This window comes from Viridibacterium curvum (assembly GCF_039544165.1).
Taxonomy (GTDB): Bacteria; Pseudomonadota; Gammaproteobacteria; order Burkholderiales; family Rhodocyclaceae; genus Viridibacterium; species Viridibacterium curvum.
Window position 1 is genome coordinate 541,587 of record NZ_BAABLD010000002.1, and the last position, 16,436, is coordinate 558,022.

The window sequence follows — 16,436 nt, forward strand, 5'->3', positions numbered from 1 at the left end:
AGCTGTGATAAAACGGCGGCGAACACTTCTGTCATCCAGATCGCGCAGCCCGGCAGACCCGATGGAACCGACTCCCCTACCCCCCAGCGTCCCACCCACTCACGAGCCCCCTGCCATTCCGGTCCCCGCTGACTGGGAGGCGGCACTACGTACCTATCTGAAAGTGCCGCCATTCTGGCTGGCCTTCCCCGAGGCCATCGAGAGCGTCTTCCTGCATCGCGCCCATGGGTCGCGCATACATCGCTTCCGCCAGTCGCTGTACGCCTCCATGGCTCTGTTTGCCGTACTGGCCCTCTGCGATGTCCTGCTGTTGTCAACATTCCGCGTCGAAGCGTTGAGCATCCGCTTTGGCGCCATCGCCGCCACACTGCTTGCAGTGTTTTTCCTGCCACGCGCTGCGCTGGCACCGCATCGCGAAAGCTTCATCGCCGGCGTGTTTGCACTGCTCTGCGTCGCACAGGCTGTCATCAGTCTGCATGGCGGCCAACGCGCATTGCTTCTCTATGACGAAGTGCTGATTCTCGGACTCCTGCTCTGCAACCAGGTTGCACGCGTGCGTTTTCGCCAGGCTGCGCCCTTCACGCTGTTCTGGACACTGCTCTACATAGCCACCGTGCAGACTCGCGACTCGCCCGACGTGGCCGCATTGATCTTCAAATGTGGCTTCATCCTCCTTGTCGCGCTGATCAGTCTTTACACCAAGCGCGCCATGGAGCTGGACAACCGCAATACCTTCGCGCTGCGCAGTCTGAACACCATCGCCGGCGACAAGCTCAACGCCGTCAACGCCGAGCTGAGTGCGCAAGCCCGTTTCGACACGCTGACCAGCCTGCCCAACCGTAGACAGTTCGAAGAGCACGCTGAACGCATGCTGCGCGATGCCGCACGCAACCAGAGCAATCTCTCGGTGCTGTATGTCGATATCGACTACTTCAAAGCCTACAACGACCACTACGGCCACAAGGCCGGTGACGACTGCCTGTGCGTTGTCGCGTCGGTCCTGCGCTTCACTACCGCCCGTGCGCTCGACATGAGTGCCCGTTATGGTGGAGAAGAATTCGTCATCATCCTGCCCGACACCCGCCTGAACAACGCCATCAGCTTCGCGCTGGATTTGTGCCAGAACCTGCGCGAGCTGAAGGTCCCCCACGACGCCAGCCCCATCCAGCGCGTCAGCGTCAGCATCGGAGTCACCGGCCGCCTGATCACGCCAGACACGACGCTGTCCGACCTGCTATCCGAAGCCGATGCCGCACTCTACAAGGCCAAATCCGCCGGGCGCGACCAGGTATATCCCCCTGCCTGATTTCACCTCCTGGGGCGCGCAGGTCAGATATCACGCAGCTTCAGCCGTACCGCTCAGCGCGGCCAGCTGCGTTGCCAGAAACTCCTTTGCATCCTTCAGCATGCCCGGCGTCACCGTGTGACCGGCGGGGTATTCTTTCAGCGCCTGCTTGACGCGCATCTCGGCAAACAGATTGCATGCCGTGGCCGACTCTGACGCCGGCACCACCTCGTCCTGCGAACCGTGTTGCAGCAGCACGGTCAGGTGCGCCAAGGCTTCGGGCTCCTTGGCAAAAGGCGCAATCGCCGGCAGCAAACGCCCAGCCATCGACACCACACCACGCACCAGCTGCGGCGCTGTCAGTGCCACAGTCAACGCCATCGCCCCGCCCTGGCTGAAACCCAGCACGAATACGCGCTGCGGATCTGCCCCCGTAGCCATGACGGCGTCCTTGATCGACTGGATGAGGAACATCCGGCTGCGCAATACTTCAGCTTCGTCAAATACGGAGCCCGTCGGCGAATCAGTTCGTTCGTACCATCGATAGTATCCCGGCGCCATTTCGTGGGGCGCGCGAACGCTCAGCACGACGAAGGCATCATCAAAATGCTGCTCGAGACCGAAGAGATCATCTTCATTCGCGCCTTTTCCATGAAGAAGAATCAGCATGGGAGGGCGAGTCCCTGTCACCTGTCGAGGAGCCCGCAATCGATATTCGAAATCCATTTCCAACCCTTGACTACAAAGCACCTGCTACCTGCGTGGCACGACGATAGTTGTCTATCGTGTAATGCAGAACCTGCGGCTGGGCTGCCCGGTAGATGCCAACATGCGCACTGTAGGTACCGTAAATCGTCTTACCAAGAAAGGCGGCGGGAAAGCCGAGCTTCCCGGTCCAGTTAAGCACTTGCGCACCATCGAGCCAGAGCTGAACTTGTCCAGATCCAGAAACACTGGCGTCTGGATTGAAACCGATGACGAATCGATGCCAGCTCCCCGTACTGATTGAACCGCTCCATATGGGCAGTGCATTGCCGGAAGGCCCATTCGAACCGGCAATGAAATAGTAGTCCGTGTTGCGCACGAGGAACTGCATTTGCCAGGTCGTGCCACCAGGCACGAGCTCAAGCGCGCCAATCGGTGATCCTGAATCCGCGCCTTCCTGACGAAACTGGTGGAGGATGACCCAGTTGCTTGGAACACTGTCTCCCAGGTCGAGCTTGAAATCCCAACCGTAGTAACGCATACCACTGGAAAGACTTTGGGCTGTGACCATGTAGTGCTCAACGCGCTGTGTCGTGGCAGTCCCGGCATAAGCATCGGCTTGGTACAACAAGGCCGAACCGGCGCCGCCGGCGCCTGGCGTTACCAACAGCGGAGCCTGAACGCCGTTATTCGCAACGTTGTTGAGCCCATAGGTAACACCAGCATCGGTAACTGCCCAGGCAGCATCAATGCTAGCCCCCTCCAGGTCGAGAGGCTGCCCGATTAATCCTGCATACGATGAACTCGAGGAGCTGATTGAGGAAGCACTGGAGCTGGCTGTGGCGGAACTGCTCGCCGAACTCGCAGCACTGCTACTCGAACTCGATACGGACATCGATGATGTGCTGCTGGCGCCAGAGCCGCCACCACTTCCCTTTCCGCCACCGCATGCTGCGAGGAACAGAAACAAACTCAAACCGATTATTCGCACACTTCCCTCACAGAGCTTTACGCCAGAAGGTATCCTATTTCTTTCGGTATGGCCCCACAACCCACCTTCATCGACGCGGAATATCACGTCGTTCGTCGCAAACCCCTCAAGTTTTTATCGATGCAGTCGACAGAAGGCTGCAAGGCGCTAGAAGTCATCCGCATCTGAACACCCCCCGTCTGAGAGATATTCGTATGTCCAAGCGTTTCAAGCCGACCCGTCGTGACTTTGTAAAGCACCTCTCTGTCGGTGTTGGCGGGCTATACCTATCCGCCTGTGGCGGAGGCGGTGGCAGTGCTGGTGGATCAACCTCCAATACGTCAAGCGCCGGCACGTCGAGCAGCTCAGTGGCCTCCAGTACAAGTTCCGCCACCTCGGCAAGCAGTTCGTCGTCAGCAGCATCCAGCGCCTCGTCCAGCACAGCTAGCAGCTCGTCCAGCAGCGCAAGTTCGACCGCAAGCTATTCCGAAATCAATGCGTATTTCGACCGCGGCTACTACGCTGCTGCGTGCTTCCAAGACGGAGCAATGTCGGTGGCAGCCACCGACGGATCATCTGTCGCCGCGTTTCGCGAAATGGTGCAGGCCGCTGGAAAAAAACTCTCACTCAATAGCGGCTCGGGGTCGCAAACGCCGTCCACGTTTCCTGTGCCCGGCGCACCGCACGGGGGCGTGCCGCTCTATTCTTCCGATGACGGCGGATTCGTGCACCTGTTCAATGGTTTCAACAAAGGCTACAACGCAACCGCAGAGGCGGACCTGCCACCGAAAATCGAGCTCGTTTATGTCTGTCGTGCCTATCCAACGATTCGACAAGAGAACTTCCACTCCGGCTACGGTTGGCCCAACTACAAATTCGGCAATGATGGGAGTGCCATCGTTGGCATCGGGAACTTCGTCAATACCTACACGGGAGGCAAAGGCGGGTTCGACGAGCTCGAAGTCGTCGTGATTAACGAGGTGTACACGAATGACGCCAGTCGCACTGGCGAGATCTTCATCTCGGATAGCCGGGGTGATCTGATTTCACAAGGAAGTTTCGTCGACGCAGCCAGTGGCAGCAATTTCATCCGGAACGCAGGCATTGGTTCGGGCGGGCACGGTCAGAACCATGATTTTTTCGGCATGTGGTACACCTTGGGGCGAACCTTGAGCGCCAGTGAACGCTTGGCGGTTCTTGCGAAGCTAAAAACGCGCTACCCCATAGGCAAGACCCCGACCAAACCACATTGTCGCCCTAGCATTTCGTGGAATAGCGCCACACAATCTTTTGTAGTCACCTTGAACTACAAGCCTGGCACGGCCGGCTTGCCAATCGATCTGGCTCAAACAGTGATCCGTTGGTATCTTGGAGACCAGCTCGGCTCCAGCACCGGAAACATGCTGGACAAACAGAGCCTGTTCCGGACCACTGATGGCAATACCCTCACCCTCAAGCGCAGCGATTTCCCGACCCAGTTTCCCACGCCACCGAGCACGAATTATCTGAACGTCGGTGTGACTGTGGCCAACACCGCGGGCACCAAGTGGCGGGAAGTTTGCGCTTTCCCGTTCCGGGACGACCAGACCTGAACGTGCTCGGGCCGATTGGCCCGGTATTGCGCGCATCTCAAAGTTGAAGCGCCAAGCCTGCGAGGGGCCGGACAACCCGCGTCCTGAGTCACTCTACGCAATCTGGCGTATTCCGTGTAAACCCCAGCCTCCCTACAGTCTGCCCATCCGGTCAGGTTCTGAACCGGTAGTCCTTCAACTTCTGTCAGGGAGTCTCACACATGCAATCCCGTCGCAGCTTCATCAAGGCAACCACGCTGGCCTCCGCGCTGGCCATTGCTGGTCTCTCATCGTTCGCAGTGTCCGCGCAAGAAACCATCAAGGTCGGCATCCTGCACTCGCTGTCCGGCACGATGGCGATCTCCGAGACCGTCCTCAAGGACGTAGCGCTCATGACCATCGACGAGATCAACGCCAAGGGTGGCGTGCTCGGCAAGAAGCTTGAGCCCGTGGTCGTGGACCCGGCCTCCAACTGGCCGCTGTTCGCCGAAAAGGCGCGCCAGCTGATCTCCAAGGACAAGGTTGCCGTGACCTTCGGCTGTTGGACCTCGGTGTCGCGCAAGTCGGTGCTGCCGGTCTATGAGGAACTCAACAGCCTGCTGTTCTACCCGGTGCAGTACGAAGGTGAAGAACTGTCGAAGAACGTGTTCTACACGGGTGCAGCCCCCAACCAGCAAGCCATCCCCGCGGTCGAATACCTGATGAGCAAGGACGGCGGTTCGGCCAAGCGCTTCGTGCTGCTGGGTACCGACTACGTCTATCCGCGTACGACCAACAAGATCCTGCGCGCCTTCCTGAAGAGCAAGGGTGTGGCTGAAGCCGACATCATGGAAGAGTACACGCCGTTCGGTCACAGCGATTACCAGACCATCATCGCCAAGATCAAGAAGTTCGCTTCCGAAGGCAAAAAGACCGCCGTCGTATCGACCATCAATGGCGACTCCAACGTGCCCTTCTACAAGGAACTGGGCAACCAGGGCCTGAAGGCCAGCGACGTGCCTGTCGTCGCCTTCTCGGTGGGTGAAGAAGAACTGCGCGGCGTCGACACCAAACCGCTGGTGGGCCACCTTGCCGCCTGGAACTACTTCCAGTCAATCAAGAACCCGACCAACGACGCCTTCATCAAGGCATGGTCCAAGTACGCCAAGGACAAGAAGATCCCTGGCCACATGGACAAGCCGCTGACCAACGACCCGATGGAAGCCACCTACATCGGCATCAACATGTGGGCGCAAGCCGTCACCAAGGCAAAGTCGACCGATACCGACAAGGTCATCGCAGCCATGGCCGGTCAGACCTTCAAGGCGCCGGGTGGCTTCACCTCGACGATGGACAAGGAAAACCATCACCTGCACAAGCCGGTCTTCATCGGCGAAATCAAGGCTGACGGCCAGTTCAAGGTGGTGTGGAAGACCAAGGGTCCGGTGCAAGCCGACCCGTGGAGCGACTACATCCCCGAGAACAAGGACAAGAAGAACGTCCCCGAGAAGAAGTAAGTCGCAAAGCCAGCTTCCTCTCCCTTCGCGGAGAGGAAGCGTAGGTCGGCCTTCAGGCCGACAACACAGTTCCTTCAGTGCGATGTCGGCCTGAAGGCCGACCTACAAACGCAATCCGGACAAAATGACGAACTCCATTTGTGCCCGTAGCCTGAGTGTTCGTGCGGCGCGCGCAGCGGCTGCCTTGCTGATGTGCTGCTTCAGCCTCCTGGCCAGCGCCAAACCCTCCCCCGAGCTGATCCTCAAGCTCGCCAACGAGGACAACGACATCAAGGTCGAAGCCCTCAACGCCATTGCCGGCACTGCCGACCCCGAAGCCTTGCCCATACTGCAGGCGCTTGCGAATGACTCCCTCAAGCTCGTCGACGGCAAGCAGGTGCTGATCATCGACGGCGACAAGATCACCGACGCCATCACCGGCAAAACGCTGGATACGCTGCCCGAGACGGCTGAAGACGTGGTCACAAACAACCGCGTCAGCGCTGCACTCGATGCCGCGCTCGCCTCGCTTGCCATTACTTCGTCCGATCGCGAGGTACGCCTCGACGCGGTCAAGAAGCTGCAGGCCTCGGCCAATGAAGCCATCCTGCCCCTGCTTGAAAAGGCACTCAGCGTCGAAAAGGACCCGACGATCCTGAAGCTGCTGCAAGTCACGCAAGCCATCGCGCAGATTCAGAGCAAGGACCGCGCATTGCGTCTCGCGGCAATCAGGAAGATGGGCGAGACCGACGACGCATCGCTAAAGCCCCTGCTTGAAGAAGTGCTCGCCAAGGAGGGCGACACCTTCAAGGAAAGCGACGAAGCCCTGCGCGTCGAAGCACAGAAATCCATCAATGCCATCAACGCACGCCTGACGCGTGGTGAATGGCTGGGCGGCATTTTCACCGGCATCAGCCTTGGCAGCATCCTGCTGCTCGCCGCGCTGGGCCTCGCCATTACCTATGGCCTGATGGGCGTCATCAACATGGCGCACGGCGAACTGATCATGATCGGCGCCTACGCTACCTTCGTGACGCAGAACCTCATCCGCGCCCACGCACCCGGCCTGTTCGAGTTCTATCCGCTGATCGCCCTGCCCGTGGCCTTCTTCACGTCAGCACTCATCGGTGTCGCGATGGAGCGCCTCGTCATCCGTCACCTCTACGGCCGTGCGCTGGAAACCCTGCTCGCCACCTGGGGCATCAGCCTCATCCTCATCCAGCTCGTGCGCAGCATCTTCGGCGCGCAGAATGTGCCCGTCGAGAATCCGCAATGGCTGTCGGGCGGCATCCAGGTCATGAGCAACCTGATCCTGCCGTACAACCGCCTCGCCATCATTGCCTTCGCTGCCCTCGTCGTACTGGGCATGACGCTGATCCTGACCCGTACGCGCCTCGGTCTCTTCGTGCGCGCCGTGACGCAGAACCGCCAGATGGCCAGCTGCGTCGGGGTTGCCACCCCGCGCGTCGACACCATGGCCTTTGCGCTGGGTTCGGGCATCGCGGGGTTAGCCGGCGCGGCGTTGTCGCAGGTCGGCAACGTCGGCCCGGACCTCGGCCAGAGCTACATCATCGACTCGTTCATGGTGGTCGTGCTCGGCGGCGTCGGTCAGCTTGCCGGCACCGTGTATGCCGCACTCGGCCTCGGCATCCTCTCCAAGCTGCTCGAAGGCTGGGCAGGTGCAGTGCTCGCCAAGATCGCCATCCTCGTGTTCATCATCATCTTCATCCAGAAGCGTCCCCAGGGTCTCTTCGCGGTGAAGGGAAGGTTTGTGGACAACTGATGAACCGATCGAGCCGCCTTTATGCCGTCATTGCTGCCGGCTTTACGAACGGCGTAGCCGCTCAGCGCTCCCCTCGCCCGCTTGCGGGAGAGGGGTTGGGGGAGAGGGTTATGTCGGGAATCCAGCGACGTTGCATCAACAGCCTTGCCTCACGAGAAACCCAAAGACACTGGATTCCCGCCTGCGCGGGAAAGACGAAATCATGAACAAGACCATCGTCGAACGTCTCTTCGGCCCGCGTGGCTGGACCCTGCTGGGCATCTTCGCCGCCATCATGATGGTGCTGGTGCCCATCCTCAACCTGGCCGTGCCCGAGGGCAGCGCCTTCCACCTCTCGACCTACTGGGTCAGCCTGATTGCCAAGATCATGTGCTACGCCATCGTGGCGCTGGCGATGGACCTGGTGTGGGGCTACACCGGCATCCTGTCGCTGGGCCATGGCCTCTTCTTTGCACTGGGCGGCTACGCCATGGGCATGTACCTGATGCGCGCCATTGGCCGCGACGGCAACTACAAGAGCGACCTGCCTGACTTCATGGTCTTCCTCAACTGGAAGGAGCTGCCCTGGTACTGGCATGGCACAGACAGCTTCCTTTACACCTTGCTCCTGATCCTCGTCGTGCCCGGCCTGATCGCCTTCATCTTCGGCTTCTTCGCCTTCCGCTCACGCATCAAGGGTGTGTACTTTTCGATCATCACACAGGCCATGACTTTCGCCGCGATGCTGCTGTTCTTCCGCAACGAAACCGGCTTCGGCGGCAACAACGGCTTCACCGACTTCAAGCGCATTCTCGGTTTCCACATCGCATCGCCCGAAACGCGCATCGTCATGTTCGCGCTCACGGCGCTGCTGCTCATCGGCTTCCTGCTGCTCGGCCGTTACATCGTCACCAGCAAGCTCGGCCGCGTGCTCGCCGCCATTCGCGATGCCGAGTCACGCACCATGTTCTCCGGCTACAACCCGCTGCCCTACAAACTCTTCATCTGGACTGTCTCGGCCGTCATCTGTGGCATCGCAGGTGCGCTGTTCGTGCCCCAGGTCGGCATCATCAATCCCGGCGAGATGTCGCCCGCCAACTCCATCGAGATCGCCATCTGGGTGGCCGTCGGCGGGCGCGGCACCCTCGTCGGGCCTCTCCTCGGCGCAGGTCTCATCAACGGTGTGAAGAGCTGGTTCACCGTGGCTTTCCCCGAATATTGGCTTTACTTCCTCGGGCTTATCTTCGTGCTGGTCACGCTCTACATGCCAAAGGGTGTCATCGGACTCTCTGCACAACTCAAGAGCCGCTTCGGCAAACGGGAGGGTTCGGCATGAACGCCGCCGTCAACGAACAACCGGTCCAGCACGCCAGCCAGATCAGCGGTGACGGCGGCTTCCAGTCGAGCGCGACCAGCGGCCGACCGACCGACAGCAGCCAGCTCGACACCACGCACGGCGTCATCCTCTACCTGGAAGATATCGTCGTGACCTTCGATGGCTTCAGAGCCATCAACAAGCTCAACCTCAACATCGACAAGGGCGAGCTGCGCTCCATCATCGGCCCCAATGGCGCCGGCAAGACGACCATGATGGACGTCATCACCGGCAAGACGCGCCCCGATTCCGGCAAGGCCTTCTTCGGTCAGACCATCGACCTGACCAAGCTCAACGAAGCACAGATCGCTCACGCCGGCATTGGCCGCAAGTTCCAGAAGCCCACGGTGTTCGAACAGCTCTCGGTTTTCGAGAATCTCGAACTCGCGATGAAGATGGACAAGGGCATCTGGACCAGCCTGCGCGCCAAGCTCAGCGGCCAGCAGCGCGACAACATCAACAGGACGCTTGAACTCATCCGCCTGCAGGACCAGGCGCACCGCCCCTCCGGCCTGCTATCGCATGGCCAGAAGCAGTGGCTGGAAATCGGCATGCTGCTGATGCAGGAACCCGTCGTGCTGCTGCTCGACGAACCGGCCGCCGGCATGACGGATGAAGAGACCGAACGCAGCGGCGAACTCTTCCTCTCGCTGGCCGGCGAGTACACGCTCATCGTTGTCGAGCACGACATGGACTTCATCAAGCAGATTTCCGGCGGCCGCAAGGTCACCTGCCTGCACGAGGGCAGCGTCCTGTCCGAAGGCTCGCTGGAGCAGGTGCAGAACGATGAGCGGGTTATCGAAGTGTATCTCGGGCGCTGACGCCTACCGAGGTAGGGTGCGCACTGCGCACCACGTAACGCAACAATGGTGCGCAGTGCGCACCCTACGAGACAGGTGTGCCACGCAATGTTGAATGTCGAAAACCTCAACCAGTACTACGGCGGCAGCCACACACTGCGCGGCGTGTCGCTCTCGCTCAAGCAGGGTGAAGTCACCACCCTGCTCGGTCGCAACGGTGTCGGCAAGACCACCCTGCTCAAATGCCTGATGGGCCTGCTGCCTGTGGCCAAGGGCTCGGTGAGTTTCGACGGCCGCGACATCACGAAGATGGCCGCCTACCACCGCGCTGCACTGGGCATGGCCTACGTGCCACAGGGCCGCGAGATCTTCCCGCGCCTCACCGTCGAAGAAAACCTTCTCATGGGCCTCGCCAACGGCAAGGCTTCGCGCGGCATCCCTTCCTACATCTACGAGATGTTCCCCGTGCTCAAGGACATGCTTGGCCGACGTGGCGGCGACCTCTCCGGCGGCCAGCAGCAGCAGCTCGCCATCGGTCGCGCCCTCACCATGCGCCCCAAGGTGCTGATCCTCGACGAGCCCACCGAAGGCATCCAGCCCTCCATCATCAAGGACATCGGCGCTGCCATCCGCAAACTCGCCGAAGGCGGCGAGATGGCCATCCTGCTGGTCGAGCAGTACTACGACTTTGCCGAATCGCTGGCTGACCAGTACGCCGTGATGGCGCGCGGCGAAGTCGTCAAGGCCGGACCCGGTAGCGAGATGAAGGAACAGAATGTGAAGAGTCTGGTGGCGATCTGAGGGTTCTTCACGGATTGCGACATATCCCCTCTCCCGCCCCTGACGGGGCACCCTCTCCCCGAGGGAGAGGGAACGGCAATCAGGGCGCGATCTTTGTAGTCCCCTCCCGTTGAGGGGGAGGGTGGCCGTAGGCCGGGAGAGGTGAAATCTCTCGCCACCGCCCAGCCTCCACGCGAAGCGGCATAATCACTCCACCATGAACGCCCCGCTCCCACCCGACTCGCTCACGCAGACCACCAGCGCAAACTGGTACGCCTCCCTGAGTCTGCGTGTCGAGCAGCGCGAGCAACGCAGCGTCCTCACCCACAACCTGCACAAGGGCCCGCTGCGCGTACAGAAAGCGCTCTACCCCGAAGGCGACGCCGTCTGCCAGATCCTCACCCTGCATCCGCCCGCCGGCATTGCAGGTGGCGACCAGCTTGAGATCAGCCTGCAGGTCAACACTGGCGCACACGCCCAGGTCACCACCCCCGGCGCAGGCAAGTGGTACAAAAGCCTGGGCCCGCTCGCCACACAGCACATCCAGCTCACGCTTGCACCACAGGCCGTTCTCGAATGGCTACCGCAGGAAGTCATCGTCTTCGACCGCGCCTGCGCACAGTCCGCCACCACCATAACGCTCGGTGAAGGCGCACGCTGCATCGGCTGGGACATCCTGTGCCTCGGTCGCACTGCCAGCGGTGAGCACTTCAACCAGGGCAGCTTCCGTCAGCGCATCCGATTGCAACGAGCCGATGGCACACCACTTTGGCAGGAGGCCATGCATCTGCAAGGCGCGGACGACGCCATGCGCGCCAAGGTCGCACTGGGCGGCTACTCCGTCACGGGCACCCTGTGGCTCGCAGGCGTTGCGCCCGATGCGACGCTGCTGGAGTCTTTACGCACCGTGGCAATACCGGGCGTCCAATGCGGCATATCGGCTTTGCCCCATGTCACCCTCGTGCGTGTACTGTCACACTCTGGTGAGGCCGCGCGACAATACCTCGAAGCGGTCTGGGCGCTCGCCCGCCCGCACATCTTGCAACGCGCTGCCATCAAACCGCGCATCTGGAGAACCTGATGCCATTCCAGAAACGCCCTGCTCTTTGTCGACTTCGCCTTGCCGTAGGCCTACTACTGTCTGCGGCTCGTCTTCGCGAGCAAAGCATTTCTGAAATGGCATGACCTGGAGAGAACATGGAACTCACCCCCCGCGAGAAAGACAAGCTGCTGATCTTCACCGCCGCCCTGCTGGCCGAGCGCCGCAAGGCACGCGGTCTCAAGCTCAACTACCCCGAAGCCATCGCCTTCATCACTGCCGCCATCATGGAAGGCGCCCGCGATGGCCGCACGGTCGCCGAGCTCATGCACTACGGCACTACCCTGCTCTCGCGTGCCGACGTCATGGACGGCATTGCCGAACTGATCCCCGAAATCCAGGTTGAAGCCACGTTCCCCGACGGCACCAAGCTGGTCACGGTTCATCACCCCATTCCCTGAGGAGGCCACAGATGATTCCAGGAGAACTCCTTGTCGATGACGGCGTTCATGAACTGAATGTCGGTCGCCCCACGATCACGCTCGAAGTCGCCAACACGGGTGATCGCCCGATCCAGGTGGGCTCGCACTATCACTTCTTTGAAACGAACGACGCGTTGTCGTTCGATCGCGACGCTGCGCGCGGCTTCCGCCTGAACATCGCGTCAGGCACGGCGGTGCGTTTCGAGCCCGGCCAGAAGCGTACGGTCGAGCTCGTAGCCCTCGCCGGCGACCGCAAGGTATTCGGATTCCAGGCCCGCATCATGGGCAAGCTTTAAGGAGAATGACAATGCAAAAGATTGCTGCTGCCCTCGCACTTTCCACGACCTCGCTCAGCGTGTTTGCTCACCCCGGTGAACATCACATGAGCCTTGCCGGCATGCTTGCGCACTTCTTCTCGCAACCCGATCACCTTGCGCTGCTGGCGCTGGTCATCGTGGGTGGCCTGGCACTGGCTCGCAGACTCAGCCGCAAGGACTGACAGAACGGGCTGCAACGCCCCCACGTGTGAGATGGCAGATTGGCGGACGCGTTATCGCCGCCTGATGGAGCACAAGAATGGCAAATATCTCTCGCCGCGCCTACGCGGAAATGTTCGGCCCCACCACGGGTGACCGTCTGCGCCTCGCCGACACCGAGCTGATCATCGAAGTCGAGAAAGACTTCACCATCCTCGGCGAAGAAGTGAAGTTCGGCGGTGGCAAGGTCATCCGCGACGGCATGGGCCAGAGCCAGCGTCCGGCGAAAGACGTGGCCGACACCGTCATCACCAACGCGCTGATCATCGACCACTGGGGCATCGTCAAGGCCGACATCGGCATCAAGAACGGCTTCATCAGCGGCATCGGCAAGGCCGGCAACCCTGACGTGCAACCGGGCGTCACCATCGCCATCGGCGCTGCCACCGAAATCATCGCCGGCGAAGGCATGATCGTTACCGCTGGCGGCATCGACACTCACATTCACTTCATCTGCCCGCAGCAGATTGATGAAGCCCTCATGAGTGGCGTCACCACCATGATCGGTGGTGGCACCGGCCCTGCGACGGGCACCTACGCCACCACCTGTACGCCGGGCCCCTGGCACATCGCCAGCATGCTGAGCGCCGCCGATGCCTTTCCGATGAACCTCGGCTTTCTCGGCAAGGGCAACGTCAGCCTGCCCGACCCCGTACGCGAACAGGTCGACGCTGGCGCGATCGGTCTCAAACTGCATGAAGACTGGGGCACCACGCCCGCCGCCATCGACAATTGCCTCACCGTCGCCGAAGAGATGGACGTGCAGGTCGCGATCCACTCCGACACGCTCAACGAATCCGGCTTTGTCGAGGACACGGCTGCCGCCTTCAAGGGCCGCACCATCCACACCTTCCACACCGAAGGTGCCGGGGGCGGCCACGCGCCCGACATCGTCAAGCTCGCCGGCCTCAAGAACGTGCTGCCCAGTTCGACCAACCCCACGCGCCCCTACACCATCAACACCATCGACGAACACCTCGACATGCTGATGGTGTGCCACCACCTCGACCCCAGCATCGCCGAAGACGTGGCCTTCGCCGAATCGCGCATCCGCCGCGAGACCATCGCCGCCGAAGACATCCTGCATGACATCGGCGCGCTGTCGATGTTCTCCAGCGACTCGCAGGCCATGGGTCGCGTCGGCGAAGTCATCATCCGCACCTGGCAGACCGCGCACAAGATGAAGACACAGCGCGGCGCACTCAAGGGTGATGGTGCCCGTAACGACAACTTCCGCGCCAAGCGTTACATCGCCAAGTACACCATCAACCCCGCGATTGCTCATGGGATTGGCCACGTCGTCGGTTCCATCGAAGTCGGCAAGCTCGCCGACCTCGTGCTGTGGCGCCCCGCCTTCTTCGGCGTCAAGCCCACCACCATCCTCAAGGGCGGCATGATCGCCGCCGCCGCGATGGGCGACGCCAACGCCTCCATCCCCACCCCGCAACCCGTGCACTACCGCCCCATGTTCGGCGCCTTCGCCGGTGGCCTCAAGACCTCGATGACCTTCGTGTCGCAGGCTGCGCTCGACAAGGGCACACTCGAAGGCCTCGGTCTGCAGAAGCCACTCATCGCGGTCAAGAACATCCGTGGTGTGCAGAAGACCGACATGGTGCACAACGGCTGGCACGGCGACATCACCGTCGACCCTGAAACCTATCAAGTGCATGCGGACGGTGAGTTGCTCACTTGCGAGCCCGCCACATCACTCCCGATGGCCCAACGCTACTTCCTCTTTTAAGCATGCTACTGATCGAATCCCTCCACACCGGCGACGACGCACCAAGCGCCCAACTGATCCTCAACTTCGACGCACGCACCAAGAGCCGTCTGCGCACTCAGCTCGCCAGCGGCGAAGAGGTCGGCATGTTCCTCCCGCGAGGCACCATCCTGCGTGGCGGTGACAGGCTGCAGGGCGCTGACGGCCGCGTTGTCGAGGTCGTCTCTGCCCCCGAAGCCCTTGTCGAAGCATGCTGCGACAGCGCCTTCGAACTTGCACGCATCGCCTACCACCTTGGCAACCGCCACGTCGCCGTACAGGTCTGCGACGGCGCCTTGCGCATCCAGCAGGATCACGTGCTCGAACACATGCTCGAAGGCCTGGGCGCGAAGCTCACCCATATCGATGCCGCCTTCGAACCCGAAGCCGGTGCCTATGCGCATGGCCATCACCACTCGGAACGTGGGGCAACCGAGGCGCGCATTCATGTCATGGGAGGGTCTCATGGTTAAAGCCCGTCGTTCCCGCGAAGGCGGGAACCCAGTGACGTTAACCAGCGCTTGCCAAGTCGCTGGATTCCCGCCTTCGCGGGAATGACGATCTGATGAACCTCCAGCTCGCTCGCCTCCTCCACCTCGCAAGTCCGGCCCTCCCCGTCGGAGCCTTCTCCTATTCGCAAGGTCTGGAGTGGGCGGTGGAGAGCGGCGCGGTCACGAACGAAGCGCTGGCGCAGCAGTGGATCAGCGACGCGCTGCATTTCGCCCTCGCACGTTGCGAAGCCCCGGCGCTGATCGGGCTGATGCGTGCCTGGCAAGCTGGCGACAGTGCCGAAGTCCAACGACTCAACGCCGAATTCATCGCCACACGCGAAACCGCCGAGCTGCGCGCCGAGACGCTGCAGATGGGCTATTCGCTCGCACGCCTGCTGCGTGACCTACCCGACATGCCGGACCGCATCCGCGAGACGCACGCAGGCATGACCGAAATCGCCTTCCCGACCGCCTGGGCTGCGGCGGCCGCACACTGGCAGCTCGGTGAAGAAGACGCTGCGACCACCTACCTGTGGGCCTGGCTCGAAAACCAGGTGATGGCCGCCGTCAAGCTGGTCCCGCTCGGCCAGACCGCAGGCCAGCGCATGTTGGTCGCACTTTCTCCGGCGCTGACGCAACTCGCGGCAACGGCCATCGAACGCGCCGACGCGCAGGACTGGGAGAATTTCACGCCTGGCATGACCCTGGCCTCGTCGCAACACGAAACCCAATACACAAGACTCTTCCGATCCTGAGGCAGAACATGAGCACACAATCCCAACCTCTCCGTGTCGGTATCGGCGGCCCCGTCGGCTCCGGCAAGACCGCGCTGACCCTGGCTCTGTGCATTGCACTGCGCGACAAGTACAACATCGCTGTCGTGACCAACGACATCTACACGGCTGAAGACGCGCAGTTCCTCGTGCGCAATGCAGCCCTGCCGGCCGAGCGCATCCTTGGCGTGGAGACCGGTGGCTGTCCGCACACGGCGATCCGCGAGGATGCGTCAATCAACCTCGAAGCGGTCGAACAACTGACGCGCAAATTCGCGGGACTGGAAATCGTGTTCGTCGAAAGCGGTGGCGACAACCTCGCCGCGACCTTTTCGCCAGAGCTCTCTGACCTCACGCTCTACGTGATCGATGTGTCGGCCGGCGACAAGATCCCGCGCAAGGGCGGCCCCGGCATCATGAAGAGCGATCTGCTGGTGATCAACAAGATCGACCTCGCACCCTACGTGGGCGCGTCGCTCGAAGTGATGGATCGCGACGCCCGCAAGATGCGTGGCGACAAGCCCTTCGTCTTCAGCAACCAGAAGACCGGGCAGGGCCTTGACCAGATCATCGCCTTCATCGAAAAGCAGGGCATGCTGGCAACGCATTGATTGCGCATCGGCACGGAACAGA

Annotated in this window: 17 protein-coding genes; 15 read left to right on the forward strand and 2 right to left on the reverse strand. The window is 61.4% G+C overall.

The annotated features are described in order from the left end of the window. The first annotated feature begins 61 nt into the window (after positions 1 to 61). Positions 62 to 1,306, forward strand: a complete 1,245-nt coding sequence (locus ABEA02_RS03785; RefSeq protein ID WP_345531495.1) for a GGDEF domain-containing protein — start codon at positions 62 to 64, stop codon at positions 1,304 to 1,306. Between the two features lie 30 nt (positions 1,307 to 1,336). Here the strand turns inward: ABEA02_RS03785 and ABEA02_RS03790 are convergent, their stop codons facing one another. Both ABEA02_RS03790 and ABEA02_RS03795 read right to left on the reverse strand, forming a co-directional pair. Further along, on the reverse strand, positions 1,337 to 2,035 hold the full coding sequence (locus ABEA02_RS03790) for an alpha/beta hydrolase (RefSeq protein ID WP_345531496.1): 699 nt from the start codon (positions 2,033 to 2,035) through the stop codon (positions 1,337 to 1,339). Beyond that, the gene (locus ABEA02_RS03795; protein WP_345531497.1) at positions 2,025 to 2,885 is read right to left on the reverse strand and encodes a heparin lyase I family protein; all 861 of its coding nucleotides are present in this window, start codon (positions 2,883 to 2,885) and stop codon (positions 2,025 to 2,027) included. The genes ABEA02_RS03790 and ABEA02_RS03795 overlap by 11 nt, the downstream gene beginning before the upstream one ends. Positions 2,886 to 3,514: 629 nt before the next feature. Here ABEA02_RS03795 and ABEA02_RS03800 point away from each other — a divergent pair. From ABEA02_RS03800 to ureG, 14 genes are all read left to right on the forward strand, one after another. Further along, positions 3,515 to 4,552, forward strand: a complete 1,038-nt coding sequence (locus ABEA02_RS03800; RefSeq protein WP_345531498.1) for a hypothetical protein — start codon at positions 3,515 to 3,517, stop codon at positions 4,550 to 4,552. A gap of 200 nt (positions 4,553 to 4,752) precedes the next feature. Then, the gene (gene urtA / locus ABEA02_RS03805) at positions 4,753 to 6,027 is read left to right on the forward strand and encodes an urea ABC transporter substrate-binding protein (RefSeq protein ID WP_345531499.1); all 1,275 of its coding nucleotides are present in this window, start codon (positions 4,753 to 4,755) and stop codon (positions 6,025 to 6,027) included. A 124-nt stretch (positions 6,028 to 6,151) separates the two neighbouring features. Further along, a complete protein-coding gene (gene urtB / locus ABEA02_RS03810; protein WP_345531500.1) occupies positions 6,152 to 7,789 on the forward strand; it encodes an urea ABC transporter permease subunit UrtB in 1,638 nt (545 codons plus the stop codon). Positions 7,790 to 7,991: 202 nt separating this feature from the next. Then, the gene (gene urtC, locus ABEA02_RS03815) at positions 7,992 to 9,104 is read left to right on the forward strand and encodes an urea ABC transporter permease subunit UrtC (RefSeq protein WP_345531501.1); all 1,113 of its coding nucleotides are present in this window, start codon (positions 7,992 to 7,994) and stop codon (positions 9,102 to 9,104) included. Next, positions 9,101 to 9,964 (forward strand): urea ABC transporter ATP-binding protein UrtD, encoded by an 864-nt coding sequence (urtD, locus tag ABEA02_RS03820; protein WP_345531502.1) that lies wholly within the window; start codon positions 9,101 to 9,103, stop codon positions 9,962 to 9,964. The genes urtC and urtD overlap by 4 nt, the downstream gene beginning before the upstream one ends. A gap of 87 nt (positions 9,965 to 10,051) precedes the next feature. After that, positions 10,052 to 10,744: an urea ABC transporter ATP-binding subunit UrtE gene (urtE, locus tag ABEA02_RS03825; RefSeq protein ID WP_345531503.1), complete on the forward strand. Its 693-nt coding sequence runs from the start codon at positions 10,052 to 10,054 to the stop codon at positions 10,742 to 10,744. Between the two features lie 196 nt (positions 10,745 to 10,940). Further along, on the forward strand, positions 10,941 to 11,804 hold the full coding sequence (locus ABEA02_RS03830; RefSeq protein ID WP_345531504.1) for an urease accessory protein UreD: 864 nt from the start codon (positions 10,941 to 10,943) through the stop codon (positions 11,802 to 11,804). 116 nt (positions 11,805 to 11,920) lie between these two features. Next, positions 11,921 to 12,223, forward strand: coding sequence for an urease subunit gamma (gene ureA, locus ABEA02_RS03835; protein WP_345531505.1), 303 nt, complete (start codon positions 11,921 to 11,923; stop codon positions 12,221 to 12,223). A gap of 11 nt (positions 12,224 to 12,234) precedes the next feature. After that, entirely contained in the window at positions 12,235 to 12,540 is a 306-nt protein-coding gene (locus tag ABEA02_RS03840) for an urease subunit beta (RefSeq protein WP_345531506.1), read from the forward strand. Between the two features lie 11 nt (positions 12,541 to 12,551). Next, entirely contained in the window at positions 12,552 to 12,743 is a 192-nt protein-coding gene (locus tag ABEA02_RS03845) for a hypothetical protein (protein ID WP_345531507.1), read from the forward strand. Between the two features lie 77 nt (positions 12,744 to 12,820). Continuing rightward, on the forward strand, positions 12,821 to 14,521 hold the full coding sequence (ureC, locus tag ABEA02_RS03850) for an urease subunit alpha (protein WP_345531508.1): 1,701 nt from the start codon (positions 12,821 to 12,823) through the stop codon (positions 14,519 to 14,521). 2 nt (positions 14,522 to 14,523) lie between these two features. Next, positions 14,524 to 15,012: an urease accessory protein UreE gene (gene ureE, locus ABEA02_RS03855; protein WP_345531509.1), complete on the forward strand. Its 489-nt coding sequence runs from the start codon at positions 14,524 to 14,526 to the stop codon at positions 15,010 to 15,012. A gap of 92 nt (positions 15,013 to 15,104) precedes the next feature. Further along, positions 15,105 to 15,785, forward strand: a complete 681-nt coding sequence (locus ABEA02_RS03860) for an urease accessory protein UreF (protein WP_345531510.1) — start codon at positions 15,105 to 15,107, stop codon at positions 15,783 to 15,785. An 8-nt stretch (positions 15,786 to 15,793) separates the two neighbouring features. Next, complete coding sequence (gene ureG / locus ABEA02_RS03865; protein WP_345531511.1) at positions 15,794 to 16,414, forward strand: urease accessory protein UreG; 621 nt, start codon at positions 15,794 to 15,796, stop codon at positions 16,412 to 16,414. The last annotated feature ends 22 nt before the right edge of the window (positions 16,415 to 16,436 follow it).